The organism is Poseidonocella sedimentorum (genome assembly GCF_900116005.1).
In the GTDB taxonomy this organism is placed as follows: Bacteria; Pseudomonadota; Alphaproteobacteria; order Rhodobacterales; family Rhodobacteraceae; genus Poseidonocella; species Poseidonocella sedimentorum.
This window is the reverse complement of the sequence record NZ_FOYI01000002.1, coordinates 166766-190600: the sequence shown is the minus strand read 5'-3', so window position 1 is coordinate 190600 and position 23835 is coordinate 166766. Positions and strand designations below refer to the sequence as shown.

The following is a 23835-nucleotide window of genomic DNA, read 5'->3' as shown; positions in this document are numbered from 1 at the left end:
GAATTGCGAGGACTCCCGTCAACCACCGACGCCCGGGATGAGAACATGGCTTACGAGACGATCAAGGTCCAAACCGAAGACAACATCGCGCTCATCACGCTCGACCGCCCCGATGCGCTGAATGCGTTGAACTCCCAGCTTCTGGGGGAGCTGTGCGAGGCGCTCAAGGAGGCCGATGAGAGCGACCGCGTGCGCTGCATCGTCATCACCGGCTCCGAAAAGGCTTTCGCCGCCGGCGCGGATGTCAAGGAAATGGCGGGCAAGAGCTACGTCGAGGCCTATGTCGAGAACCTCTACGGCGCGGAGGCGGAGCGCATCGGATCGGTGCGCAAGCCGGTGATCGCGGCGGTTGCGGGCTATGCGCTGGGCGGCGGCTGCGAGCTGGCGATGATGTGCGATTTCATCATCGCGGCGGAGAACGCCAAATTCGGCCAGCCGGAGGTCAACCTCGGCATTCTCGCCGGCATGGGCGGCACCCAGCGGCTGACCCGCGCCGTGGGCAAGGCCAAGGCGATGGACATGAACCTCACCGGGCGGTTCATGGATGCCGAAGAGGCCGAGCGCGCCGGGCTCGTGAGCCGGGTGGTGCCCGCGCGCAAGCTTGTGCAGGAGGCAATGGAGGCCGCCGAGAAGATCGCCCACAAGTCGCAGCTCTCGGTGCTGGCCATCAAGGAATCGGTCGGGCGCAGCTTCGAGACCCCGCTCTCGGAAGGGCTGCTGCACGAACGCCGCCTGTTTCAGGCGACCTTCGCCAGCGAGGATCAGACAGAGGGTATGGACGCCTTCCTCGAAAAGCGCGAGCCCCAGTTCCGCGACAAGTAGCGCCGGACCCCCAAAAACACAGGTTTTTGCGATTCCGGGCTTCCCTTTTGGCGCCACCTGCTCTAAGGGACGCCGTCATACATGCGCGTGATGCCCGCTCAGGCAAGAGTCAGGCCGGATAGATCCGGGGCCTTCTGGGTGTTGCGTTGTCGAACAGAAAAACACCACGTGAAAGGTCCAGACCATGGCCAACTCGCCGCAATCCAAGAAACGCGCCCGTCAGGCCGAACGCCGCTCCGCCGTCAACAAGGCTCGCCGTTCGCGCATCCGCACCTACCTCCGCAAGGTCGAAGAAGCGATCGACTCCGGTGACAAGGACGCCGCAACTGCCGCCCTGCGCGCCGCTCAACCCGAGCTGATGCGCGGCGTCACCAAAGGCGTCTTCCACAAGAACACCGCCTCGCGCAAACTCTCGCGCCTGTCGGCCCGCGTGAAGTCGATCGGCTAAGCGCCGGAACAGACCGCCTGAAAAAGCGTCGCTCATGCGGCGCTTTTTTTTGGCTCTGCGGGGCGGCCGGAGATTCTTTTTCGGAGTCGCCTGAGTCAAGATCGAAGTTCTGTTGATCGCTCCGCGGCGAGCTTGCTAACCCTGTCCATGCGATTCACGTCGCCTGGGGGGACAGCTCACTCAGACCTGCGTATGCGCCACAGATGCAGGTCACCCACCGACCCGAGCTACAACGATAGCCATGGGGTCGATACCGGTATCCGGTAGCTGTCCAGTTACATTGGTGCATTGCGTTCGGCGCTCGGCCTTTGGCTGGGGTGGTCCTGTCGTGATGAGTCTCTGCGTCCACTTTGGACAACCTGTTGCGCGTTGCAACGGGGCGGGGAGCCTTTGTCCAGATGCGTGAAACGTGCGCCGCTTCAGGCAGAGCGGTTCGATAAACGTAGAAAACACGCATCAAGAGCGGACAGGACAGAATGACACAAGAGCAATGGGGACAGGTTCAGGAGCAGCTCAGGGAGACGGTCGGAAACAGTAATTTCAAGAACTGGATCGAACCGCTGCAATACACCTCCGTCGATGACGGGGTGGTGAACTTCGGCGTGCCGACGAATTTCATCGGCAACTACGTGGCGCGCAATTTCTCCGATCTGATCCTCTATCATCTGCGGTCCGTCACCGGAGGCAAGGTTTCGCGTCTGAACTTCGCCGTTCCGCCCTCCGGCGCGGCCAATACCGCGCAGCGCCCCGATGGCGCGCGCGCCGCGTCTCGCGCCGCCGCCGCCGGGGATACGGCCGGCATGGCCTCGGCCAAGGCCCGGACCAACGTGTCGCCCGCCAAAAGCGCGGCCCCGGCCCAGGTGGCCGAGGACCTACCCGGCGCGCCGCTCGATGAGCGCTTCACCTTCGAGCGCTTCGTCGTGGGCAAGCCCAACGAGCTCGCCCATGCCGCGGCCCGCCGTGTGGCCGAGGGCGCCGCGGTGTCCTTCAACCCGCTCTTCCTGTATGGCGGCGTCGGTCTCGGCAAGACCCACCTGATGCACGCCATCGCCTGGGAGCTTCAGGAGCGCCGCCCGGATCTCAACGTCGTCTACCTCTCGGCGGAACAGTTCATGTACCGCTTCGTGCAGGCCCTGCGCGACCGCCGCATGATGGACTTCAAGCAGATCTTCCGCAGTGTCGATGTGCTCATGGTCGATGACGTCCAGTTCATCGCCGGCAAGGACAGCACCCAGGAAGAATTCTTCCACACCTTCAACGCGCTGGTTGATCAAAACAAACAGATCATCATCTCCGCCGACCGGGCGCCCAACGAGATCAAGGACCTTGAGGACCGGATCAAGAGCCGGTTGCAGTGCGGGCTCGTGGTGGACCTGCACCCCACGGACTATGAGCTTCGCCTCGGCATCCTGCACAACAAGGTCGACCAGTTCCGCGAGCAATATCCGGGGCTGGAAATCGGGCAGGGGATCCTCGAATTCCTCGCGCTGCGCATCTCGACCAACGTGCGCGTGCTGGAAGGCGCGCTGACGCGGCTCTTTGCCTTTGCCTCGCTCGTCGGGCGCGAGATCACCATGGATCTGGTGCAGGATTGCCTCGCCGACGTGCTGCGCGCCTCGGAGCGCAAGATCACGGTCGAGGAAATCCAGCGCAAGGTCTGCGAGCATTACAACATCCGCCTGTCGGACATGCTCGGGCCGAAGCGGCTGCGCACCTTTGCCCGCCCGCGGCAGGTGGCCATGTATCTTTCCAAGAACATGACGAGCCGGTCGCTGCCCGAGATCGGCAAGCGGTTCGGTGGCCGTGACCACACCACCGTGATGCACGGGGTGCGCCGGATCGACGAGCTGCGGCTGCAGGACGGGCAGATTGACGAGGATCTCGAACTGCTCCGCCGGGCGCTCGAAGCCTGAACCGCACCCTCTGGCACTGCCGATCCGGCAGGCCGAGGCGCGCGGCTTTGAGTCCGCATTGTCACTCTTTTACACCACTCGTGCCGGGGCCCTTGACGGGCCCTTGCACTCTGCCCAGAAACTTCCCCGAAATGCGTGGCAAGAAATGGCTTGTTCGGGGCCGGGAAAAAGGTACCTTTCCCATCCCGGATCACAAGGAGCGTGGGGATGAAACTCAGCATTGAACGCAGCGATCTGCTCAAGGCGGTCAGCCAGGCGCAATCGGTGGTCGAACGCCGCAACACCATCCCGATCCTTGCCAACGTCCTGATCGAGGCCGAGGGCGACACGGTCCAGTTTCGCGCCACCGACCTCGATATCGAGGTGGTCGACAAGGCCCCGGCTCAGGTCGAGCGCGCGGGTGCGACGACAGTGAGCGCGCTGGTGCTGCATGAGATCGTGCGCAAGCTGCCGGACGGCGCTCTGGTCAAGCTGACCGAGGATGGCGCCAGCGGGCGGATCACGGTCGAGGCGGGGCGTTCGCACTTCTCGCTCGCTACCCTGCCGCGCGAGGATTTTCCGGTCATGGCGAGCAGCGAGTACACCGCGAATTTCACCGTGCCCGCTCCGGTGCTGCGCCGCCTCTTCGACAAGTCCAAATTCGCGATCTCGACCGAGGAGACGCGCTATTACCTCAACGGCGTCTACATGCATGTGGCCGATGGCGAGGAGGGCCGCGTTCTGCGCTGTGTCGCGACCGATGGTCACCGGCTGGCGCGGATCGATGCCGACCTGCCCCCCGGCGCGGAGACGATGCCGGGCGTGATCGTGCCGCGCAAGACGGTGGGCGAGCTGCGCAAACTGCTCGATGACGACGACATGCAGATCGCGGTATCGGTGAGCGAGACCAAGGTCCGCTTCGCCACGCCTGACATCACCCTGACCTCCAAGGTCATCGACGGGACATTCCCCGATTACACCCGCGTCATCCCGACCGGGAACACCCGGCGGCTGGAGGTCGATGCGGGCGATTTCGCCAAGGCGGTGGATCGGGTCGCGACGGTCTCGTCGGAGAGGTCGCGCGCGGTCAAGATGGCGCTGGACACGGATCGGCTGGTGCTCTCGGTCAACGCGCCCGACAGCGGCGCGGCGGAGGAAGAGCTCGCCGTGGCCTATTCCGACGAGCGGCTTGAGATCGGGTTCAACGCCAAATACCTGCTCGAAATCGCCAGCCAGGTGGACCGCGAGAACGCCGTCTTCCTGTTCAACTCCGCGGGCGATCCGACGCTCATGCGCGAGAGCAATGACACCAGCGCGGTCTATGTGGTCATGCCGATGCGCGTGTGATCCGGCGCGCGCGCCATGATCGCCGGGCCCGTCCGGCGGCCTGATCGCCGGGCCTGGAGCCAAGGATGCAGATCCGGTCCCTCACCCTGTCGCATTTCCGGTCGCATCGCCTGACGCGGCTCGCGGCGGATGCGCGCCCCGTGGCGATCTACGGGCCCAATGGCTCGGGCAAGACCAACATTCTCGAAGCAATCTCGCTGCTGTCCCCCGGCCGCGGTTTGCGGCGCGCCTCGGCCGCCGAGATGGCCCGACGGCCGGAATCGCTGGGCTGGAAGATCTCGGCCATGCTCTCGGGGCCCGGCACTTCGCACGAGGTGAGCATGGTGGCGGAGGGCGGCGGTGCGCGGCAGTTGCGGATTGACGACAAGCCCGCGCCCCAGACCCGGCTCGGCCAGCTTGTCCGCGTGCTTTGGCTGGTGCCCAGCATGGACCGGCTCTGGATCGAGGGCGCCGAGGGGCGGCGGCGGTTCGTGGACCGTATGACGCTCTCGTTTTTCCCAGAACATGGCGAGCAGTCGCTGAGCTATGACAAGGCGATGCGCGAGCGCAATCGGCTGCTGCGCGACGGGGTCTTGGATGATCGCTGGTATGCCGCGCTGGAGGATCAACTCGCGCGCGCCGGGCTTGCGGTGCATCAGGCGCGGGCCGCGGCGCTCGCCCGGCTCGCCGCGGCGCAGGAGGGGGCGGCCACGGCCTTTCCCATCGCGGCCCTGACGCTGGAGCCCGGCGAGACGGGCTTGCCGGAAAGCGAGGCGGAGTACCGCGCCGCCCTTGCCGCGAGCCGCGCCCGCGACATGGCCGCGGGCCGGACGCTGATCGGCCCGCACCGCGCCGATCTGAGCGCGGCCTATGCGGCGAAGGGCGCGCCGGCGGCGGAGTGTTCGACCGGCGAGCAGAAGGCCCTTCTCATTTCGCTGGTGCTCGCCAATGCCCGCGCGCTGGCCGAGGATGCGGCGCAGTTGCCGATCCTGTTGCTTGACGAGGTCGCCGCGCATCTCGATGAGGACCGCCGCGCCGCGCTCTATTCCGAGATCCTCGCGCTTGGAACGCAGGCCTGGATGACCGGGACCGAGCCGCATTTCTTCGCCCAGCTCGGCCCGGAGGCGCAGCGCCTCCGCGTGGCAGAAGAGGGCGGCGTATCGCAGGTGGAGGATTTGGGCGATGGCTGAGCCGAAGACGCGCCTGCGCCTGCGTCTGCATTTCGGGGAGGGCGCGATGCTTGGGCCGGGCAAGGCCGACCTGCTGGAGAAGATAACCGAAACCGGCTCCATCTCCGCCGCCGGGCGGGGCATGGGCATGAGCTACAAGCGCGCCTGGATGCTGGTCGAGACACTCAACTCCATCTTCGCCGAACCGCTGGTGGTCAGCTCGCGCGGCGGGGCGCAGGGCGGCGGCGCGGAGGTGACGGAGATGGGGCGGCAGGTCTTGGCGCAGTACCGCGCACTGGAGGCGCGGGTGCGCGCGGCCGGTGCCGCTGAGATCAGCGCTCTGGAGGCGATGCTCGCAAGCGATATGTCCGACGGAAAATAACGCTTGCAATTGGGGCCGCCGCGTCGGCACTCTCGCGGCTGTTGACAGGATCATCGCAAGGCGGGGCCGTGATCGGATCGCATACCTTCTGGGGCTGGGCGGCGCTCAGCGCTCTGCTCGCGCTGCCGCTTCGCGCGGAGACAGTCACGGTTTTCGCCGCGGCGAGCCTCAAGACCGCACTGGACGAGATTGCCGAGCGCTACGAGGCGGAGGAGGGCGCGCGCATCCTGCGCACCTATGCCGGCTCATCCGTGCTTGCCCGGCAAATCGCGCAAGGTGCGCCTGCGGATATCTATCTGGCGGCCAACAGCGCCTGGATGGATCATCTGGAGGCAAAGGGCGCGATCCGGGCCGAAACCCGGCGCGACGTCGTCTCCAACACGCTGGTGCTCATCGCGCGGGAGGCGCCCGACATCCCCGATCTGGGCCAGCCGGAGGCATGGCTCGGCGCCGAGCGGCTGGCGGTTGCGCTGGTCGATGCGGTGCCCGCGGGGATCTATGCCAAGGCGGCTCTGACCTCGCTCGGCATCTGGGACGAAGTGGCCCCGGCGGTGGTCCAGACCGACAACGCGCGGGCGGCTCTGGCGCTTGTGGCCTCGGGCGCCGTGGGGTTCGGGATTGTCTACGCCAGCGATGCACGGGCCGAGCCGCGCGTGCGCGCCATCCACGGCATCCCCGCCGCCCTCCATCCGCCGATCCGCTATCCTGCAGCCCTCACGGCCCGCGCACGCGCGGACGGGGCGGCGGCGTTTCTCGACCACCTGAGCGGCCCGGGCGCGCGCGCCGTCTTTGATCGCTGGGGGTTTCTGCCCCCCGGGCCCGCCGCGCCCCCCGCGCCATGACCGGCTGGCTCGGGCCAGAGGAATGGCAGGCGGTCGCGCTGTCGCTGCGGGTTGCGCTCTGGGCCACGGTGCTGAGCCTGCCGCCCGGGATCTTTGTCGCCTACGCGCTCGCCCGCTGGCGCTTTCCGGGCAAGCTCTGGCTGAACGGGCTGGTCCACCTGCCGCTCATCCTGCCGCCTGTCGTGACCGGCTACCTGCTGCTGATGCTCTTCGGCGCGCAGGGCCCGCTCGGTCGGGCGCTGGAGGCGGCTTTCGGCATCAGCATCGCCTTCCGCTGGACCGGGGCGGCGCTTGCGGCGGCGATCATGGGCTTTCCGCTCATGGTCCGCGCGATCCGGCTCTCCATCGAAGCGGTCGATCCGCGGCTCGAGGCCGCCGCCGAGACCCTCGGCGCGCCGCGGCTCTGGGTCTTCGCGACAATCACGCTCCCGCTCGCGCTGCCCGGGATCCTCACCGGCGCGATCCTCGCCTTCGCCAAGGCCATGGGCGAGTTTGGCGCGACGATCACCTTCGTGTCGAACATCCCCGGCCAGACCCGGACCGTCCCCTCGGCGATCTACGCCTTCCTGCAGGTGCCGGGGGCGGAGGGCGCGGCGCTGCGGCTCGTGATCGTGTCCATCGTGGTGGCCATGGGCGCGCTGCTCGTATCGGAACTGCTCGCCCGGCGGGTCTCGGCGCGGGTCCGTGGATCATGAGCCTCGATCTGTCGGTCCAGCATCGCTTTGACGGCTTCGCGCTCGACGCGGGCTTTACCGCGCCCGAAGGCGTCACGGTGCTTTTCGGCCGGTCCGGCAGCGGCAAGACGACGATCGTCAACGTGGTGGCGGGGCTCTTGCGCCCCGACCGCGCGCGGGTGTCGGTGTGCGGTGAGGTCCTCTGCGACAGCGCATCGGGCCGCTGGGTCCCCGCCGCGCGGCGGCGCATCGGCTACGTGTTTCAGGACGCCCGCCTGTTCCCGCACTTGTCCGTCCGGCAGAACCTGACCTACGGCCAGCGTTTCTCGCCCGCCCCGCTCGGCACGGCGCAAAGCGCGCGCATCGTCGAGATGCTTGGCCTCGGCGCGCTTCTCACCCGGCGGCCCGGGGCGCTTTCAGGCGGCGAAAAACAGCGGGTCGCCATCGGGCGGGCGCTGTTGTCCGGGCCGCGACTGCTGCTGATGGATGAGCCACTCGCCTCGCTCGATGAGGCGCGCAAGGCCGAAATCCTGCCCTATTTGGAGCGGCTGCGCGACGAGGCGCAGATGCCGCTGCTCTACGTGAGCCACTCCACCGCGGAGGTCACGCGGCTGGCCACGACCCTCGTGCTGCTACACGAGGGGCGCGTCGCGCGGGCCGGGCCGGTTGCCGATGTTCTGTCGGATCCCGAGCTTGCGCCGATGCTCGGGGTGCGCCGGGCCGGGGCCTTTCTCACCGGGCGCGTCGCGCGGCATCACGAGGACGGGCTGACCGAACTGACAAGCCCCGCAGGCGCGATCTTCCTGCCCCGGGTCGCGGCCGCTCCGGGGGCGACCTTGCGCGTTCGCATCGCGGCGCAGGACGTTTTGCTCGCCGCCGCGCACCCGTCGGAGATCTCGGCGCTCAACGTGTTGTCGGTCGAGGTTCTGGCCGTCCGGCAGGGCGATGGCCCCGGGGTCATGGTGCAGCTTGACGCCGGCGGCGAGCGCCTGCTCGCGCGCATCACCCGCCGCTCCGCCGAGGCCCTTGGCATCGCACCCGGTCGGCGCTGCTACGCCATTGTCAAAACCCTCTCGGTGGCCCCGTTCGCCATCGGTGAAAACGCGACGGCGGATCCCTGAGCCGCAATGGCAAATCTTGTGGGTTGCCCGTGACATTACCCCCAAGGTTTCGTATAAGTTTCACAAATTCTGGAAGGAAAAACCGAATGGCGGAACCCGCTCGCTCGCCGGAAGATTACGGCGCAGATTCCATCAAGGTTCTCAGAGGCTTGGAGGCCGTGCGCAAGCGGCCTGGCATGTATATCGGGGACACGGATGACGGCTCGGGCCTGCACCACATGGTCTATGAGGTCGTCGACAACGGCATCGACGAGGCGCTGGCCGGTCACGCGGACTATGTCCACGTGAAGATCCACGCCGACAACAGCGTTTCCGTGCGCGACAACGGGCGCGGGATTCCGGTCGATATCCACGAGGAAGAGGGCGTCTCGGCGGCCGAGGTCATCATGACCCAGCTCCACGCGGGCGGAAAGTTCGACAGCAATTCCTACAAGGTCTCAGGCGGCCTGCACGGGGTGGGCGTCTCGGTGGTGAATGCGCTGTCTGTGTGGCTTGAGCTGCGCGTCTGGCGCAACGGCAAGGAACACGTGGCGCGGTTCGAACACGGCGAGACGGTCGAACATCTCAAGGTCGTGGGCGACGCGGTGGGCGAGACCGGGACGGAAGTGCGCTTCCTCGCCTCGACCGGGACCTTCTCCAACCTCGACTTCAGCTTCGACACGCTGGAAAAGCGCTTGCGCGAGCTCGCGTTCCTCAACTCCGGCGTGCGCATCATCCTGCAGGACGAGCGCCCCGCCGAAGCGCTCTATTCCGAGCTCTATTATGACGGCGGCGTGCGCGAGTTCGTCAAATACGTCGATCGCCACAAGACCGCGATGATCCCCGAGCCGATCTACGTGGTCGGTGAGCGCGATGATATCGGCGTCGAGGTCGCGATGTGGTGGAACGACAGCTATCACGAAACCGTGCTGCCCTTTACCAACAACATCCCCCAGCGGGATGGCGGGACGCATATCGCGGGCTTTCGCGGGGCCCTGACCCGGACGTTGCAGAAATACGCGACCGAGAGCGGGATCGCCAAGCGCGAGAAGGTGAACTTCACCGGGGATGACGCGCGCGAGGGGCTGACCTGCGTGCTTTCGGTCAAGGTGCCCGATCCGAAATTCTCGTCCCAGACCAAGGACAAGCTCGTCTCCTCGGAGGTGCGGCCCGCGGTCGAGGGGCTGGTGGGCGAGAAGCTCAGCGAATGGTTCGAGGAGAACCCGAACGAGGCGCGGATGATCGTCGGCAAGATCGTCGAGGCGGCCATGGCCCGCGAAGCGGCGCGCAAGGCCCGCGAGCTCACCCGGCGCAAGACGGCGATGGACGTCAACTTCCTCGCCGGCAAGCTCAAGGACTGCTCCGAGAAGGACCCGTCCAAGACCGAGGTTTTCCTCGTCGAGGGCGACAGCGCCGGCGGCTCGGCCCAGACCGGGCGCGACCGGGGCACACAGGCCGTGTTGCCGCTCCGGGGCAAGATCCTCAATGTGGAGCGCGCGCGGTTCGACCGGATGCTCTCGAGCCAGGAGATCGGCAATCTCGTCATGGCGCTCGGCACCGGCATCGGCCGGGATGAATTCGACATCTCCAAGCTGCGCTACCACAAGATCGTCATCATGACCGACGCCGACGTGGACGGCGCGCATATCCGCACCCTGCTGCTGACGTTCTTCTATCGCCAGATGCCCGAACTCATCGAAGGGGGCTACCTCTACATCGCCCAGCCGCCGCTCTACAAAGTGGCGCGGGGCAAGTCCGAGGTCTATCTCAAGGATCAGGCCGCGCTCGACGATTACCTGATCAACCAAGGGGTCGAAGGCGCCTATCTGCGGCTCGGGACGGGCGAGGACATCTCCGCGCAGGACCTGACCCGCGTGGTCGATGAGGCGCGTCAACTCAAACGCGTTCTGGACGCCTTCCCGACGCATTATCCGCGCCACATCCTCGAACAGGCCGCCATCGCGGGGGCCTTCGTGCCCGGCGCGGTGGACGCGGACCTCCAGGGCGTGGCCGACAGGGTCGCCGTCCGTCTGGACCTCATCGCACTGGAATACGAACGCGGCTGGTCCGGCCGGATCACACAGGATCACGGCATCCGCCTCGCCCGCATCCTGCGCGGTGTCGAAGAAGTGCGCACGCTCGACGGCCCGATGCTCCGCTCCGGCGAGGCCCGCCGTACCGGCAGCTTCACCAAGTCGCTGCAAGAGATCTACAACACGCCGGCCACGCTTCACCGCAAGGAGCGGCATCAGCTCATCCACGGGCCGCTCGACCTTCTCAAGGCGATTCTGGAGGAAGGCGAAAAGGGCCTCACGCTCCAACGCTACAAGGGCCTGGGCGAGATGAACCCCGGTCAGCTCTGGGAAACCACGCTGGACCCGGAGGCGCGCTCGCTCCTGCAAGTCAAGATCGACGACGTGGCCGAGGCGGACGATCTCTTCACCAAGCTGATGGGCGACGTGGTCGAACCCCGCCGCGAATTCATCCAGAAAAACGCCCTCAACGTCGAGAACCTCGACTTCTGAGTGTTTGTAGGATCGCGCATAATCGTGCGCGATCCCCATAAGTTTGCGCGATTTGCCCAAAGGTTTGCGCAGGAAACGCCAAAACGCATACCACCTGGTTCGGCGCTGGCCGCTCTTCGAGGCTTCGCCGTGGACGACAACAAAGACGGGAAATGATGGAGCGTGGGTTGGGAACTGCCAACCTGCTTCTTTCCAACACTTTGAGCCGAAGCCTATGAGATAATATCGCGCATTCTCTCGCTCCATTGCGGAACGCATATGGCAAGGGCCACGGCCGCGGACGCGACTTCAAGGGACTTCAACCACGCCATGCCCGTATTGCGATTGGGGCCGCCAGCACATTCGTCGATTTCGTCTTGGATCTTCACCTGACCCAGCAGTAGACCAGAATAGTCACATCAATGTCTGTCCGGTCTCATAGTGAAACTACGGCACACATATCGATCATTTTGCCGAAAGGGCGGTTTCCGGACCTTCTCTGCGCGTGCGAACCGAGCTTTGCCAGATCATGACAGCGGACGTTCCGCCAGGATCAAGCTTCAGAACCAAGTGCGAGCTACACGGCTGGCGGGTAACCTAACCACGGTCCATACCTGCCGCCCGGGGTAGATGCAAAAGGCCTGGTTTTGGTGGGAAACGCGGTTTTCGTGAGTAACTGCGCCCAAGGCGTTGCCATAACACTCTGCGCCCCTCATCATCTTTCACGTAGATTTTAGGCCTGAGGCAAGAAGCGCGGGGCAAGCATGTATATTCGTAAGATTGAGATTGAAAATTTTCGCTGTTTTGGCGAGGGGGAGAAAAAGTTTGTGCTTTCACTCTCGCCCGGCCTGACAGCTTTGTTGGGAGAAAATGACGCGGGGAAGACGGCTGTCATCGATGCACTGCGATTCATCTTCGGAACGCGCGATCAGGAATACTACCGGGTTCAGGATAGAGATTTTCACTGGCCAGCCGGGAATGTCGAAAGACGAAGGGATATCCGCATTTGCTGTCGGCTCGATGGTCTAAGTCTGAAAGAGCAAGCGCGTTCGCCGAGTTCCTGACCTATGTGGATGAGGGCAGCGAGCCGGATGTGGCCTTATACATCCATTGGACTGCCAAGGACAAAAGCGGTGCCCGAAGCGGCCGCAGGATGGTCTTTTCGGAGGTCCGGTCGGGAAAAAACGGTGATGGCCCGGCACTTGATGTAGAGGCGCGTGAGCTGCTGCGCTCCACATACTTGCGGCCCCTTCGTGATGCCGAGCGTGCCCTGTCGTCAGGACGCGGTTCAAGGCTGTCAGAGATTCTCAATAGCACCAAGCAGGTCATCGACGTGGGTGCAGACTATGACCCAGAAACCAACCCCGCACCGAATGTAGCTGATCTCAGCCTTCTCGGGATCGGAGATTATTCGAATGCATTGATCGGTGAGCATGAGGGCATTCGCCAAGCGCGGCAAACCCTGAACGAAACCTACCTGAGGCCACTATCTTTTGCAGGTGATAGCCTGGAAGGTCAAATATCCGTCGGCAGGCAAGGCGACCGCGATGCAAGGCTTCGCCAGCTTCTCGAACGTCTGGAGCTTGAGCTTAGGGTCAGGACCCATGAATATCTGCCGGGCGCGAACCAAGTCTACAGCCATCTTGAGCCAAGTGGTTTCTCGCGCAGAAATTTTGCAGCTTGCGGCCAGCTGATCACGCAAGCCCCCTTCTGGTAAGCCGCGATGCAGCATGCCCAGTCTACGCGGATGTCCTCAAAGTGCCGTTCCCGACGGATTCTCAGAATGGGCGGATTGCATGTCTTCACTGCGGGTCCACACCCTTTCCACAACACTTCGAATAGGTGACGTTCGAAGCTGGAAACTTGATCTGTGATCGATCTGCTCATCTCAGATGAAGAACGGCCCGGTGGGTTGCGTGTAGAAGCAGTGGGCGCTCTCAGCGTCAGACCGGCAAAGGTCATTTCGCTCAGAACCGATTTTGCGTAAGAACGCAGCAAGATGATATTGGTGGAAGGTTATCAAAGTGCGAGAAATCAAAGGCTATGACCGCTCCATTCAGGAACTTCTGTCTGGTGGAAGCTACGGAATTGATTTCTACCAGCGAGAATACAAATGGGGCAGGAAACAGCTTCAAGAGCTTGTGGATGACCTGACCGGGCGTTTTCTGGATAGCTACCAGCCTGGAGATGCCTCCAAGGAGGTGGCCCTATACGGCCACTACTTCCTGGGCTCTATCGTTGTCAGCCAGAACGACGACGTTCGCCACATCGTCGATGGGCAGCAACGTATGACTTCCCTGTCGATACTGCTCATCTTCCTCAACAACCTTCAGAAGGGCCGCGATCAGCAGGTTTCGATCCAAACAATGATCTATGCCGACGATTTCGGCGAGAAGAAGTTCAAGATGGACGTGCCGGAACGCAACGACTGCATGGAGGCGTTGTTCAACGAAACACCCTTCAACACTGATGGCGTATCAGAATCGGTTCGAAATCTGGTTGCCCGGTATCAGGACCTTGGCGAACTCTTTCCTGACGACCTTCAGGGCGACGCACTGCCCCTGTTCATCTATTGGTTGATGCGCAAGGTAAAGCTCATCGAGATCATCGCCTATGCGGACGAAGACGCATACACGATCTTTGAAACCATGAACGACCGGGGCCTGTCATTGACCCCGACGGACATGCTCAAGGGCTATCTTCTGGCCAACATTGACAACGCGGAAAAGCGGCTCGAAGCAGACAGGAGGATCAAGAAATACCTCGGCAAGTTCGCCGAACACGGCAAGGAAACCGACTCCGATTTCTTCAAAGCCTGGCTTCGCTCTCAATACGCCCAGAAGATCAGGGAACGGAAGAAGGACGCCAAACCGGAAGACTTCGACCTGATCGGCACCGAATTCCATCGCTGGGTCCGCAACCATGCCTCGGCACTGGGGCTTCGTGAAGGCAACGACTTCCACCAGTTCGTGATGCGGGATTTCCAGTTCTATGCCGGTCTCTACCTTCGGCTTCTCAACGCCGCCAAGACCCGCACCAAGGGCTTGGAAAGCGTTCGCTACAACGCCGATGCCGGGTTCACGCTTCAGCATCACATCACGCTGGCATCAGTCACGCCCGAGGATGACAACGACACTGCAACCGCAAAGATGGGGGTAGTGGCTGACTTCCTTGATAGCTGGCTGAATCTGCGGTTCTGGAACTATAAATCTAACAGCTATTCCACCATGTCCTATGCGGTGTTCCTGGTGATCCGCAGCATCCGGGGTAAATCATTAGTCGAGGTGCGAACCATCCTGCATGATCAGTTGAAGAAAGACATGGAAGAGGTCGATTTTTCCCGACCTGTCCATCTTAATCAGTTCACGTCCAAAGCAATCCACCGTCAACTCGCTCGGTTTACCGATTGGCTGGAACAGCAATCAGGGGTGCCAGGGAAATACGAAGATTACATCGTGCGGTCTGGTAAAAACGCCTATGAAGTGGAACATATCTGGGCCAACCATTACGATCGGTTCGCAGATGTGTTCGATCAGCAGCGCGACTTTGACCACACCCGAAATCAGATCGGAGGACTCTTGCTGCTGCCCAAGAAAATCAACGCAAGCTTGAGCGACTTGGCCTATGTGGAAAAGCAGCCGCACTACCTCAAGGCCAACGCGCTGGCCCAATCGCTACACAAGGCGTTTTATGAGAAGAATCCCGGCTTCCATCAGGCACTGCAAAAGCATGGGCTTCAGTTCAAACCGCTGGAGAAGTTCGGGCCGACCGAGATGGAGAATCGATCCAAACTCTATTCCGAGCTCGCCGCCCTGATTTGGTCGCCAGATCGGCTGCTGATTGAAGGTGTAACGTGATGTTGGATGGCCATCCAAATTAGACTGTTACAGGGCAGTGAGGACGGTTTGTCGGCATCTTTCCACAGCAGGGTTTCCACAGCGAAGCTATCGGAAGGGGATTGTCCAAGTTGACGGGGCTGCGCCACCGCATCAGATCGCTATCGTAAACGACGGCTATGGGCTGTTGACTGCGGTAGGGGCCACCTGCGAGGCCGGACGGGATCTCGATACGGTGTAGCTCGACGAGGAAGAGGCGATCCTCGATCCGGCCCGACGTGCCGAAATCGTTGACGACCTGAAACGCGCTCTAGATGCAAGCGCTTCCGCGGACTGAGAAGCCGCCGCCGCGAGCGGGAGCTTGCCTCCGCCCTGAAGGCCGACGGCGGCGCAGAGGCCGATCAGGAGCGGGTCGCGATCATGGAAGACCTGACCGGCGGCGCGCAAGAGGCGATATTGCGCGCGATCGGCGCGACAGCCGTGCGGATCGCTTTGCGACGTCTCGGTGAAAGCCGCCGGGGCCCGGTGCTGGCCGATACCGAGGCTGCGCTCCGCACGCTAACCGGAGGCGTCTGGTCCCGACTCGACAAGTGGGTGCAGGGGCAGGACTAAAGGCTTATAGGTTTTTTCCGAGCGACGTTCCGTGTCGGCGGGAAGGCGACGGTAACGCGCGCGCATGCCAAGATCGCCACGACCGCTACGCCGTAAGCACGCGCCTGGCCGTAAGACGGATTGCTCACGACAATCCCGTTCAGACAATAGGTCTATGCATCAAGCCTTATGAGTGCGCCCGCGAGCGCATGCTCGGCAACAAAGCGCATCGCGTGCCCGGCCTCGATCTTCTGGAAGGCTGCCTCGATCTTGGTGCCGTAATGCGTGGTTTTCCAGTGCCGCGACGCGGTGCTGGAGACGACCACGTAATCGGTCTCGTCGGTCACGGTGCCCTTGAGCGTGCCGCCGCGCCGGGCGATCTCGTCACCAATGAGCGATCGCGGCCCCAGGCTCATCTTGCCCGTCAGAACGAAGACCTTGCCCTCGATATCAACGGCGCTCGCGTTGGTGATCGGGTAGGTGGGTGCCAGCACGCCACCGATATTAGCAACGCCCGTGTCGGCGTGGCCGTCGGTTACCAGATCGGCGATCCACTCGCGGATCTCCTCGGCCTCATGCTCGTCGAGCATCGCGTCGGCAAGAGCCTTGTCCACAGTCCATCGCAGGTGCGCGAAGATGGGTGCCTCGGCGAGAGTGGGGTCCAAGTGGAAGCGGGCATGCATCTTGCGCGCCTCGCGCGAGGTGATCCGGCCGTCGCAGATGATCCCGGCGCAGAAGCCGAGGAAGGTATTGACGACGTCCTATTCGGCGGCGTGCTCGGGGTCGTCGAGACTTTCGCGCAGGGCCGTGCACTGGATCGAGATGGCGGCCATCAGATCCCCAACCGCATCCTCGAGCGCCTCGGCCAGCATGTCGGTGACGCGGCTCTCGCCCGCATCGCCGAAGAAGGCGTCGATTTCCTGCGCCTCCGCGACGAGAGCCTCGGATTCCCCCTCCTCGATGGCGTCGGAGGCCGCGACTCCCTCGAGGAAGCCGAGCCAGTAGAAGCCGCGCTTGCGCGTCGTGGCGGTGCGGTTGAAGTGGTCGTAAGCTTGGTCCCCGCACCACTGCTCGATCCGCGCCAGTGCCTGTTCTGACAGGGAGGGCCTGGGTCCCGTCAGGACATCCGCAACATCCGCGGCGGCGGAGGGCACCGCCGAAGGTTCCTCGAAGAGCCGCCCCTGGCGGGTATTGTCGGACTTCGCCTTCGCGTCCGCCTTGGCGGCTTTCCTTGTCAAAGCCTGTTCGGCCCGCTCGGCTTTCGCCGCCTCCGCCGCCTCCGCCGCCTCCGCCGCCTCCGCCGCCTCCGCCGCCTCCGCGGCGCGCGCCGCGGCCACCTCGGCGGCCTTCCGGGCCCGCTCGACCGCCTGGGCGCGGGACTGTTGGCGCTCGGCCTCCTCGGTCTTCGCGCGCGTCAGCGCGGCGACGAGCGCAGCGCGCAGCTTTTCGATCTGGCCGCGGGGATCGCGGAACCAGTCGGTCGACCAGATCCGGTGGAAGTGCCAGCCAAGCCCCTCGAGCACCTGCTGGCGCAGACGGTCGCGGTCGCGGCTCGAGCGCGAGCTGTGATAGGGCGCGCCGTCGCATTCCACGGCGAGGATGAAGCCGTAAGGCCAGTCTGGGTGGCGCACGCCGATGTCGATCTTGAAGCCCGAGGCACCGACCTGCGGAACGGCCTCGTAGCCCGCGGCCTCGATCTGGGCGATCACGAAATCCTCGAAAGGGCTGTCGGTCTCGCAGCGCTCGACTTGGATGTCGCCGAGCTGACCGGTGCGCGAGAACTCGAGCCAGGCGCGCAGCATCTGAACGCCATAGGCCTTGCCATCTGCCAGGATGTCGGTGGGCACCATCGAAGAGTAGGTAACGATCTTCTCCTTGGCCCGGGAGAAGAGCACGTTGAGCCGGCGGTGGCCGTGCACTGAATTCACGGGACCGAAGCGCTGGTAGGTCTTACCCGTCTCCGGATCGGGTCCGTAGAGTGTCGAGATCATGATCACGTCGCGCTCGTCGCCCTGAATCGTCTCGAGGTTCTTGACGAAGATCTCCTCGAGCCCGTTATCCTTCTCCGCCCAGCGTTCGATATAGGCCTCAACATGCCGGTTGCGGGCGCGCTCGCGCTCGAACTCGGTGACGATAAGCTCAGTCTGGTCCTTGTTCATGGTCGCGAGGCCCAGAGAGCGTTCGGGGTGGTCGCGCATATGCTGGATGGCGCCGGCGACGATAGCGCGGGCTTCGGGGATGTTGCGGCCCTTGCGATACTCGCCCTCGACCTTCACGAGCTCCACGCCAAGCTCCGGGTCCCCGTCGCGGGCGGCTGGGAAGAGCGTGAGCTGCCCATCATAGACCATCTTGTTCGAGATCGCGATGAGGTTGGGTTGGGGCGAGCGGTAGTGCCAGCGCAGCTGGCGCACAGGCGTGAACGTCGTGTTCGCCATGTCGAGGATGCTCTCGCTGTCGGTGCGGACATCCTCGTCCTCGTCGGCATCATCGAGCACCTTGGAGAAGAAGTTGGTGGGCGGCAGCTGTTTGGTGTCGCCGACGATGACGACCTGGCGGGCGCGCATGATCGCGCCCAGCGCGTTTTCCGGCGTTATCTGCGAGGCCTCGTCGATGACGACGAGATCGAAGGCGAACTGCCCATGCAGGTATTGCGCCACGGCAAGCGGCGACATCATCCAGCAGGGTTTCAGATCGATCAGCGCGGCACCGGCGCGGGCAGTGAGATCCCGCACTCCGACCCGGTTGCGCTGCTTGTTCAGCTCGTGCCGGATGAGGCTCATATCGGTATAGGTGCCGACCTTGCCGATGCCATTGCCGGCGGGCGGATGGCTGTTCTCTATGAGCTCCTCGCGGATCGCGAGGCGCGATAGATCGGTCAGCTCGCGATCGGTTCGCGCGATGTCGCGGCGCAGGCGGTCGAGATCGGCGCCGTCGTAGCTGTCGAGCGTGCGGCCGAAGCGCGCCTGCACGTGATCGGTCAGGCTGCGCGCGTAAATCGCCTCGACGATCGCCGGCAGGTTCGCGCGCTGAGATTGTCCCTCCTCGCTCTGCACCCAGTCCGTCAGCGGCTAGAGCCCTCGCGCCTCGAGCGCAGCGAGGGCGCGCAGGAGGCGCGCCTGGTCGACGAGCCCCTCGGCGCTGCGGGCGGCATCGTAGAGATCCGGCAGGCGACCGGCCAGCGCGTGAAGGGCCGTTTCCGGATCATCGCCATCGGCACAAGGGAGGGCGATCTCGCCTGCGACCGCGGTCGCTTCCTTGGGCGCGCGCGTTCGATCATCTCCTGATCAAGCGTGCTGCGCCCCTTGAAAGACAGACAGAGCCTGGCAGCCGTCTCGCGCTCGTCGCATGCGGCCTCGAGCTTCTTTTCGGCGGCGTCAACGTCCGACACCAATCCGGAAATCGACGTTGACGGCATCGCAGCCTCGGCGACGAATTCCCGGAGCGGCTGGAGCGACCCGGTCTCGAGCGCGTAGCGCAGGCGGTCGTCGCCCTGTGAGAGTTGTCCGATCGTTTCATAGAAGCTCGCCAGCGCGTCGAGAAGCTCGGGGTCGCTGTCGACGCCCTTGAAGAGAGCGCCGAGATGCGTGGCGAGGCGCGTGTCGGACCCGAAGGCGTCACGCTTCTCCGCCCAGCGAGCATAGTCGCGCAACGCAGAAGCGGCCGCCGGACGCCCAGCCTTTGGGTCTCTGCCCAGCGTTTTTCTGTAGAGCGGCCAAGCCGCCTTGTAGCGTCGTGAGAGAAAGCGGAAAAGACCGGCCTCGTCGATTGCCTCGGCCGCGGTCTTGAGGTCCGTGGGGGCGTGGGTGCCGGCACGCGGCAGGCGCTGGCGGATCGTGTCCCGCTCTCCCGCCAGCGCGCGCTGACTCGCGGCCGCCTCGCGGGCGGTCGTCGGCACGAGGCGGGCCTCATCTGGTTGCCGGCGGCTCAGAACCGCCTCCGGTGCTCGCAGCAGCCGCTCGATGTCGAGCCGCAGGTCCGAGAGGGTCAGCCCTTCGTCCTCGGAGATCTTCGCCCAGCGCGCGGGCAGCGCAGTCGCGAGATCGCGCAGGTGCGTGAGCGTCGCGCGGCGAGCGTCGTGCCGCTCGATCTCGGCCGACATGGCATCCGGATCAATTGAGCCGTCATTGCGAGATGCCATCTCGGCGGCCGAGGTGATGGTATCATCCACATCGTCCGTGTCCCTATCGGACAAGATTTCGGCCAGAACCGCCTCCGCGGCCTTGGCCGCATCCCGGGCCTCACAGACATCAAAGGCGGCACGACGCATGTCCGCATCAAGAAGCCGGTCTACGAGATCCGCGTCGGTGTCCGTGTTGCCGACGATGGCGGCCAGTGCCGCCCGGGTCGGAGCAGCGCAGGCCTGCACCGGATCGTCCGGCAGGAAGGCGTGCAGCGGGCTCTCCTCGGCTTCGCTCCGGAACGCCTCGATGGCCCGGGCCAGCGCCGTGAGGTCGGCGGCGATGTCCTCGGCCTCGTCGGCCCGCAGAGGGGCACTGCGGGCCTCCCGCCAGAGCGCGGCGATGCGATCGGCACCGTCCAGCCGGTCGACGACCATGCGGGCGTCGCCGTCTATCTCGGTCCGGGTTTCCTTGTCGAGTGTTTCGGGGGCCGCGATCCGCAGGCGCCGGATGTCGCGGGGCAGGCCGTCGATATGTTGCGCGGTTGCAATGGCGCGCCCCACGGCTTCGTGGACGGTCATCCCGCAGGCGCCAGGCCTGGTGCCGAGCATGTCGAGATAGGCCTGTATCTCCAAGCGGCGTCGCGTGAGGGCTTCGTGTCGAGCCCGGTGGGCCTCGGCCGACCCGGAGGGCGGCCGTTCCATCATCAGCCGGTCCTCGAGGCTCTGGAACACCGCGTCGCGCGACCCGCGGCCCGCTTGGAGCGGCAGGATGAACTCGCCGAGACCCGCGGCGTCGAGGCGGTTGCGCACAACGTCGAGCGCGGTCAGCTTCTCAGCCACGAACAGGACCTTCTTCCCGTCCGCCATCGCCGACGCGATCAGATTAACGATGGTCTGGCTCTTGCCTGATCCGGGAGGGCCTTCGATGGCGACGTTCGTCCCATTGGCGACATCGACGAGGGAGGAGAACTGGGAGGCGTCCGCATCCATCACGAGGCGGGGGACACGGCTTTCCACGTCGGGATGATCCGTATCGTAGACCTCGGCATAGGTGGTGCCTTCTCCACCCACCGAGGAGAGCATTGTCTCGATGAGCGGGCTTTCAACCACGTGACCGTTGTCGGGATCAAGGTCGCGATACATCGCGATGCGCGAAGACGGGAACACTCCAACCAGCGCTTCGCGGCGCACGGACCACTGCCAACCCGAGGGCGCGAGATCGGCCACGGCCGCGAGGTAATCCTCAACCGAGCCCTCTTCGTAGGCAGGAAGCTCCAAGCCGAACTGGGCGCTGAGGGTCTGGGCGAGCGTAGTGTTGAGGCCGAGTTCATTCTCGCCGCAGATGTGATACTCGGCGCCCCCCGGCGCTTTCTTTCGGGACATCCGGACTTCGAGCAGTAGCAGGGGTGATCGCGCCGGCGTCCGCGAGGAGCCGGGCTCGTTCCATTCCAGGATGCCGAATACGGCGTGGAGCACGTTGACGCCGGTTTCCCGCTCGAAGGCGTGGCCGCGGTCGTGGAGCGAGCGGCCAACTCGGTCGAGCCGCTCCGGTAGGAGCAACGTCTGAATGTCGGCGTCGTCGTGACGACCGTCCTCGGGACTCTCGCTCCGCTCGGGCAGAATGTAATCGGGGGAGATGCCGTGATTGCGCGCGTGCGCGGCCAGCGACGGGTTCTCTTCTGTCTGTCTTTCGGGAAGGCCCAGTTCCGCGCGCACGCGGTCCTTCAACGCCCGCTCGAGGTCGATTTCCTTCTGGGCATACTCGGAATCGGTCGGATCGAGCGCCGCGGAGTCCGCGAGATGCTTCTCGTCGGTGGCGTGCGCGACCTCGAGAGCGTCGAGGAATTCGTCGGTCTGCTCGTCGGGCAGGGGTTTGTCGATCGGCGGCAGGGCCACGAGGCGCATTGGACGCTGGTTGTGCAGCCGCTCGGCGAACACATCGGGCAGCTCGTCTACGGACCGGATGAGGCTCGACGAATTCTGGCGAAAGGGCACTTGGATGAGCGGGTTGCGCCGTGAGCTATCCAGAAGCCTCGCACGTAGGTGTTGAATGCGATTTCGGACCAGGTTGGAGATTACGGATATTTCCGATGCCTCTGCGTTGTTTTGGGTGGCCTCTTCAGCGAACGAACGGTCGGTCTTGGTAACTCCTGGCACTTGCTACATGGATATTAGCCATCAGCGTTTTTGCAAAAGGAAACCCAATTATCCACGAAACAAAGCGTATCTGATTTCATGGTGTTGAAAGACATATAGAAAACACATTTGCTCCACTAATTGGCGCGACTTGAGGCGTGTCTCTTTGGAATTCGCGGGTTTGGCCAATATTGCCGATCCCCGGTGATGGAGACAAGCATGATCACAGAATTGAAATCGGTGCGAGACATTTGGAAGAAGATGCCCAGCGAGCGCCACGCACGCATTTTCCTTGAAGAGATGATTTGGCCGTCTGGTCGCCATTGCCCGCATTGTGGCAGCCTTAGTTCAACTCCTATCCGCGGACGCACTGCGCGAGCTGGTCTCTACCAATGCGCTGAACGCGAGTGCCGCCTGCAATTCACGGTCACCACAAAGACCCCGATGCATGCTACGAAACTGGATCTTCGAACCTGGATTGCAGCAATCTTTCTGGTGCTGACCTCCAGCAAGGGAATCTCCTCCGTCGTCATGGCGCGGATCTTGGGGGTAAACCAGAAGACTGCCTGGAAACTGGGCCATGCGATCCGGGAATTGATGGATGACCGTGAGGATGTTTCTGCCAGGTTGGCCGGCGTTGTGGAGGTGGACGAGGCATATGTCGGTGGCGCCCCGAAGTTCAAGAAAGGCGTAAAGAACAAGCGGGGTCGGGGCACAGGCAAGCCCATGGTGCTGGTTGCGGCGGATCGCACCGGGCAGGCAAAGGCGACTCTGATCCCAAATGCGCAAGGCGCGACGCTCGGGCCGATCATGAAAGAGTGGATTGATCCCTCCTCGGCCCTCATGACCGACAGCAACACCGCTTATCGGAAGATTGGCCTGAGCTTTGCATCACACCACACCGTCAACCATGGCAAACGACAGTATTCGCGGCCTTCCAAGGGGGCACACATCAACACCGTGGAAGCTGTGAACTCCCAAGTGCAGCGGGCACTGATCGGTGTCTATCACCGCTTGGGCCGACAGCATCTTCAAAGATATTTGGACGAAATTCTCTGGCGCTGGAACCATCGCCAACAAGAGGCGAAGGTCAGGAACCGGAAAACATCATCTGGCACCATGACGATTGCCACAACAGTTTGGAAGCCCATCCCTGTCGTCGAACAGATGCGGGGATTGCTCTGCTGTGCCGTCGGTCGGCAGGTTCGCAGAACAAAAGAGTGGGGGCTAAGCTGGCCATGAATGCGCTATCAGGACAGGCTATGAAGAGACCTCTTGACGAAGTTCTATGTCGAGACAAGTATCGAGCGCAGTGAATAGATGAAGCCGGATTCTTGATAGTATTTCGTTACGCACTAATGTTTATGCTGCCAATAGGATTGGCGGCAATACTCCACTATGGGACCTCCTCACTGAGAGCTGATGCTCACATTGAGGTTAGAGAGCGGATAAATCTCACACTTTCGCCGGACGGAGAGATCAGGAAGGAAGCGTTCAAAAGACTGACCGACGACCAGCATCTTAGGCTGGTTAATCGGTTGGACAGATTGTTTGCGGGCGCGATCATCATGGGGAGTATGATACTGGCAATGGCCATGCCGGTCGGGGCGAATTCACAGAGGACAGTTAATCTCCTGACAATGATGGTTTGTGGTTTCTGCGCGGCCAATTTGGTTATCGGCTTCAACTACATGAAGTGGTCAGAATTCAGCGTGTGGCTTGCCGTTGGTTTTATCTGCGCCATCGCAGTGTTTACTGTTCGAACGATCTTTAACAACAATGCATCGAGAATACGATCAGACTGAATTCTTACTTTGTTTGGTGGATAATTGGGAAAGGAAATGACTACTCGAATTGGCTCTGCGGACCTTTGTGGCTCTGATGGATGCGCAATTTGGCACAAATACGGTGGAAAATCTTGCCCACTTATCCACCAAAGAAAGCAGGGGTATCAGCACCCAACCCTTTTGTCCTTGAAGTCGGCTATGCGGGA

General features: G+C 63.4%; 20 protein-coding genes. 17 read left to right on the top strand and 3 right to left on the bottom strand.

What is annotated here, in order from left to right:
• Positions 1–45 precede the first annotated feature (45 nt).
• The 15 genes from BM353_RS03870 to BM353_RS03805 all read left to right on the top strand — a co-directional run bounded on the left by BM353_RS03870 (position 46) and on the right by BM353_RS03805 (position 15607).
• Complete coding sequence (locus BM353_RS03870) at positions 46–822, top strand: enoyl-CoA hydratase (protein WP_092076826.1); 777 nt, start codon at positions 46–48, stop codon at positions 820–822.
• Positions 823–1006: 184 nt separating this feature from the next.
• Positions 1007–1270: a 30S ribosomal protein S20 gene (gene rpsT, locus BM353_RS03865; RefSeq protein WP_092076824.1), complete on the top strand. Its 264-nt coding sequence runs from the start codon at positions 1007–1009 to the stop codon at positions 1268–1270.
• Positions 1271–1746: 476 nt separating this feature from the next.
• Positions 1747–3183, top strand: a complete 1437-nt coding sequence (gene dnaA, locus BM353_RS03860) for a chromosomal replication initiator protein DnaA (RefSeq protein ID WP_092076822.1) — start codon at positions 1747–1749, stop codon at positions 3181–3183.
• Positions 3184–3390: 207 nt separating this feature from the next.
• The gene (gene dnaN, locus BM353_RS03855; protein ID WP_092076820.1) at positions 3391–4509 is read left to right on the top strand and encodes a DNA polymerase III subunit beta; all 1119 of its coding nucleotides are present in this window, start codon (positions 3391–3393) and stop codon (positions 4507–4509) included.
• Positions 4510–4574: 65 nt separating this feature from the next.
• The gene (gene recF / locus BM353_RS03850; protein WP_092076818.1) at positions 4575–5678 is read left to right on the top strand and encodes a DNA replication/repair protein RecF; all 1104 of its coding nucleotides are present in this window, start codon (positions 4575–4577) and stop codon (positions 5676–5678) included.
• Positions 5671–6039 carry a winged helix-turn-helix domain-containing protein gene (locus tag BM353_RS03845; protein WP_092076816.1) on the top strand — a complete coding sequence of 123 codons (369 nt, stop codon included), beginning with the start codon at positions 5671–5673 and terminating at the stop codon, positions 6037–6039. Before recF ends, BM353_RS03845 begins: the two co-directional genes overlap by 8 nt.
• 68 nt (positions 6040–6107) lie before the next feature.
• Positions 6108–6881 carry a molybdate ABC transporter substrate-binding protein gene (gene modA / locus BM353_RS03840; protein WP_092076814.1) on the top strand — a complete coding sequence of 258 codons (774 nt, stop codon included), beginning with the start codon at positions 6108–6110 and terminating at the stop codon, positions 6879–6881.
• Positions 6878–7576 (top strand): molybdate ABC transporter permease subunit, encoded by a 699-nt coding sequence (modB, locus tag BM353_RS03835; RefSeq protein ID WP_092076812.1) that lies wholly within the window; start codon positions 6878–6880, stop codon positions 7574–7576. Before modA ends, modB begins: the two co-directional genes overlap by 4 nt.
• Positions 7573–8676 carry a molybdenum ABC transporter ATP-binding protein gene (modC, locus tag BM353_RS03830; RefSeq protein ID WP_092076810.1) on the top strand — a complete coding sequence of 368 codons (1104 nt, stop codon included), beginning with the start codon at positions 7573–7575 and terminating at the stop codon, positions 8674–8676. Before modB ends, modC begins: the two co-directional genes overlap by 4 nt.
• Positions 8677–8762: 86 nt before the next feature.
• Complete coding sequence (gyrB, locus tag BM353_RS03825) at positions 8763–11180, top strand: DNA topoisomerase (ATP-hydrolyzing) subunit B (protein WP_092076808.1); 2418 nt, start codon at positions 8763–8765, stop codon at positions 11178–11180.
• A 224-nt stretch (positions 11181–11404) separates the two neighbouring features.
• On the top strand, positions 11405–11563 hold the full coding sequence (locus BM353_RS17220; RefSeq protein WP_092076806.1) for an abortive infection family protein: 159 nt from the start codon (positions 11405–11407) through the stop codon (positions 11561–11563).
• A 360-nt stretch (positions 11564–11923) separates the two neighbouring features.
• Complete coding sequence (locus BM353_RS03815) at positions 11924–12223, top strand: ATP-dependent nuclease (RefSeq protein ID WP_092076804.1); 300 nt, start codon at positions 11924–11926, stop codon at positions 12221–12223.
• Between the two features lie 5 nt (positions 12224–12228).
• Positions 12229–12876 (top strand): hypothetical protein, encoded by a 648-nt coding sequence (locus BM353_RS16555; RefSeq protein ID WP_143104092.1) that lies wholly within the window; start codon positions 12229–12231, stop codon positions 12874–12876.
• Positions 12877–13183: 307 nt separating this feature from the next.
• On the top strand, positions 13184–15016 hold the full coding sequence (locus tag BM353_RS03810; RefSeq protein WP_092076802.1) for a DUF262 domain-containing protein: 1833 nt from the start codon (positions 13184–13186) through the stop codon (positions 15014–15016).
• 399 nt (positions 15017–15415) lie between these two features.
• Positions 15416–15607 (top strand): hypothetical protein, encoded by a 192-nt coding sequence (locus tag BM353_RS03805; RefSeq protein ID WP_092076800.1) that lies wholly within the window; start codon positions 15416–15418, stop codon positions 15605–15607.
• Between the two features lie 152 nt (positions 15608–15759).
• On the opposite strand, the gene BM353_RS17080 is transcribed toward BM353_RS03805, so the two are convergent.
• The 3 genes from BM353_RS17080 to BM353_RS17070 form a co-directional block, all read right to left on the bottom strand.
• On the bottom strand, positions 15760–16269 hold the full coding sequence (locus tag BM353_RS17080) for a BRCT domain-containing protein (protein ID WP_245759555.1): 510 nt from the start codon (positions 16267–16269) through the stop codon (positions 15760–15762).
• Between the two features lie 78 nt (positions 16270–16347).
• The gene (locus BM353_RS17075; protein WP_245759554.1) at positions 16348–18639 is read right to left on the bottom strand and encodes an AAA domain-containing protein; all 2292 of its coding nucleotides are present in this window, start codon (positions 18637–18639) and stop codon (positions 16348–16350) included.
• A gap of 8 nt (positions 18640–18647) precedes the next feature.
• Complete coding sequence (locus BM353_RS17070; protein ID WP_245759553.1) at positions 18648–21863, bottom strand: DUF4011 domain-containing protein; 3216 nt, start codon at positions 21861–21863, stop codon at positions 18648–18650.
• A gap of 186 nt (positions 21864–22049) precedes the next feature.
• Between BM353_RS17070 and BM353_RS03795 the strand changes: the two genes are divergently transcribed.
• Together BM353_RS03795 and BM353_RS03790 are read left to right on the top strand one after the other, a co-directional pair.
• Positions 22050–23084: an IS1595 family transposase gene (locus BM353_RS03795; protein ID WP_092076798.1), complete on the top strand. Its 1035-nt coding sequence runs from the start codon at positions 22050–22052 to the stop codon at positions 23082–23084.
• Between the two features lie 116 nt (positions 23085–23200).
• On the top strand, positions 23201–23647 hold the full coding sequence (locus tag BM353_RS03790) for a hypothetical protein (RefSeq protein ID WP_092076796.1): 447 nt from the start codon (positions 23201–23203) through the stop codon (positions 23645–23647).
• The last annotated feature ends 188 nt before the right edge of the window (positions 23648–23835 follow it).

Coding starts and splice junctions, on each gene's coding strand:
- BM353_RS03795 (WP_092076798.1), top strand. CDS start 22,050: ATGGAGACAAGCATGATCACAGAATTGAAATCGGTGCGAGACATTTGG.
- BM353_RS03845 (WP_092076816.1), top strand. CDS start 5,671: ATGGCTGAGCCGAAGACGCGCCTGCGCCTGCGTCTGCATTTCGGGGAG.
- gyrB (WP_092076808.1), top strand. CDS start 8,763: ATGGCGGAACCCGCTCGCTCGCCGGAAGATTACGGCGCAGATTCCATC.
- dnaA (WP_092076822.1), top strand. CDS start 1,747: ATGACACAAGAGCAATGGGGACAGGTTCAGGAGCAGCTCAGGGAGACG.
- BM353_RS03870 (WP_092076826.1), top strand. CDS start 46: ATGGCTTACGAGACGATCAAGGTCCAAACCGAAGACAACATCGCGCTC.
- BM353_RS03790 (WP_092076796.1), top strand. CDS start 23,201: ATGTTTATGCTGCCAATAGGATTGGCGGCAATACTCCACTATGGGACC.
- dnaN (WP_092076820.1), top strand. CDS start 3,391: ATGAAACTCAGCATTGAACGCAGCGATCTGCTCAAGGCGGTCAGCCAG.
- modB (WP_092076812.1), top strand. CDS start 6,878: ATGACCGGCTGGCTCGGGCCAGAGGAATGGCAGGCGGTCGCGCTGTCG.
- BM353_RS03815 (WP_092076804.1), top strand. CDS start 11,924: ATGTATATTCGTAAGATTGAGATTGAAAATTTTCGCTGTTTTGGCGAG.
- rpsT (WP_092076824.1), top strand. CDS start 1,007: ATGGCCAACTCGCCGCAATCCAAGAAACGCGCCCGTCAGGCCGAACGC.
- recF (WP_092076818.1), top strand. CDS start 4,575: ATGCAGATCCGGTCCCTCACCCTGTCGCATTTCCGGTCGCATCGCCTG.
- modC (WP_092076810.1), top strand. CDS start 7,573: ATGAGCCTCGATCTGTCGGTCCAGCATCGCTTTGACGGCTTCGCGCTC.
- BM353_RS03805 (WP_092076800.1), top strand. CDS start 15,416: ATGGAAGACCTGACCGGCGGCGCGCAAGAGGCGATATTGCGCGCGATC.
- BM353_RS17080 (WP_245759555.1), bottom strand. CDS start 16,269: ATGCATGCCCGCTTCCACTTGGACCCCACTCTCGCCGAGGCACCCATC.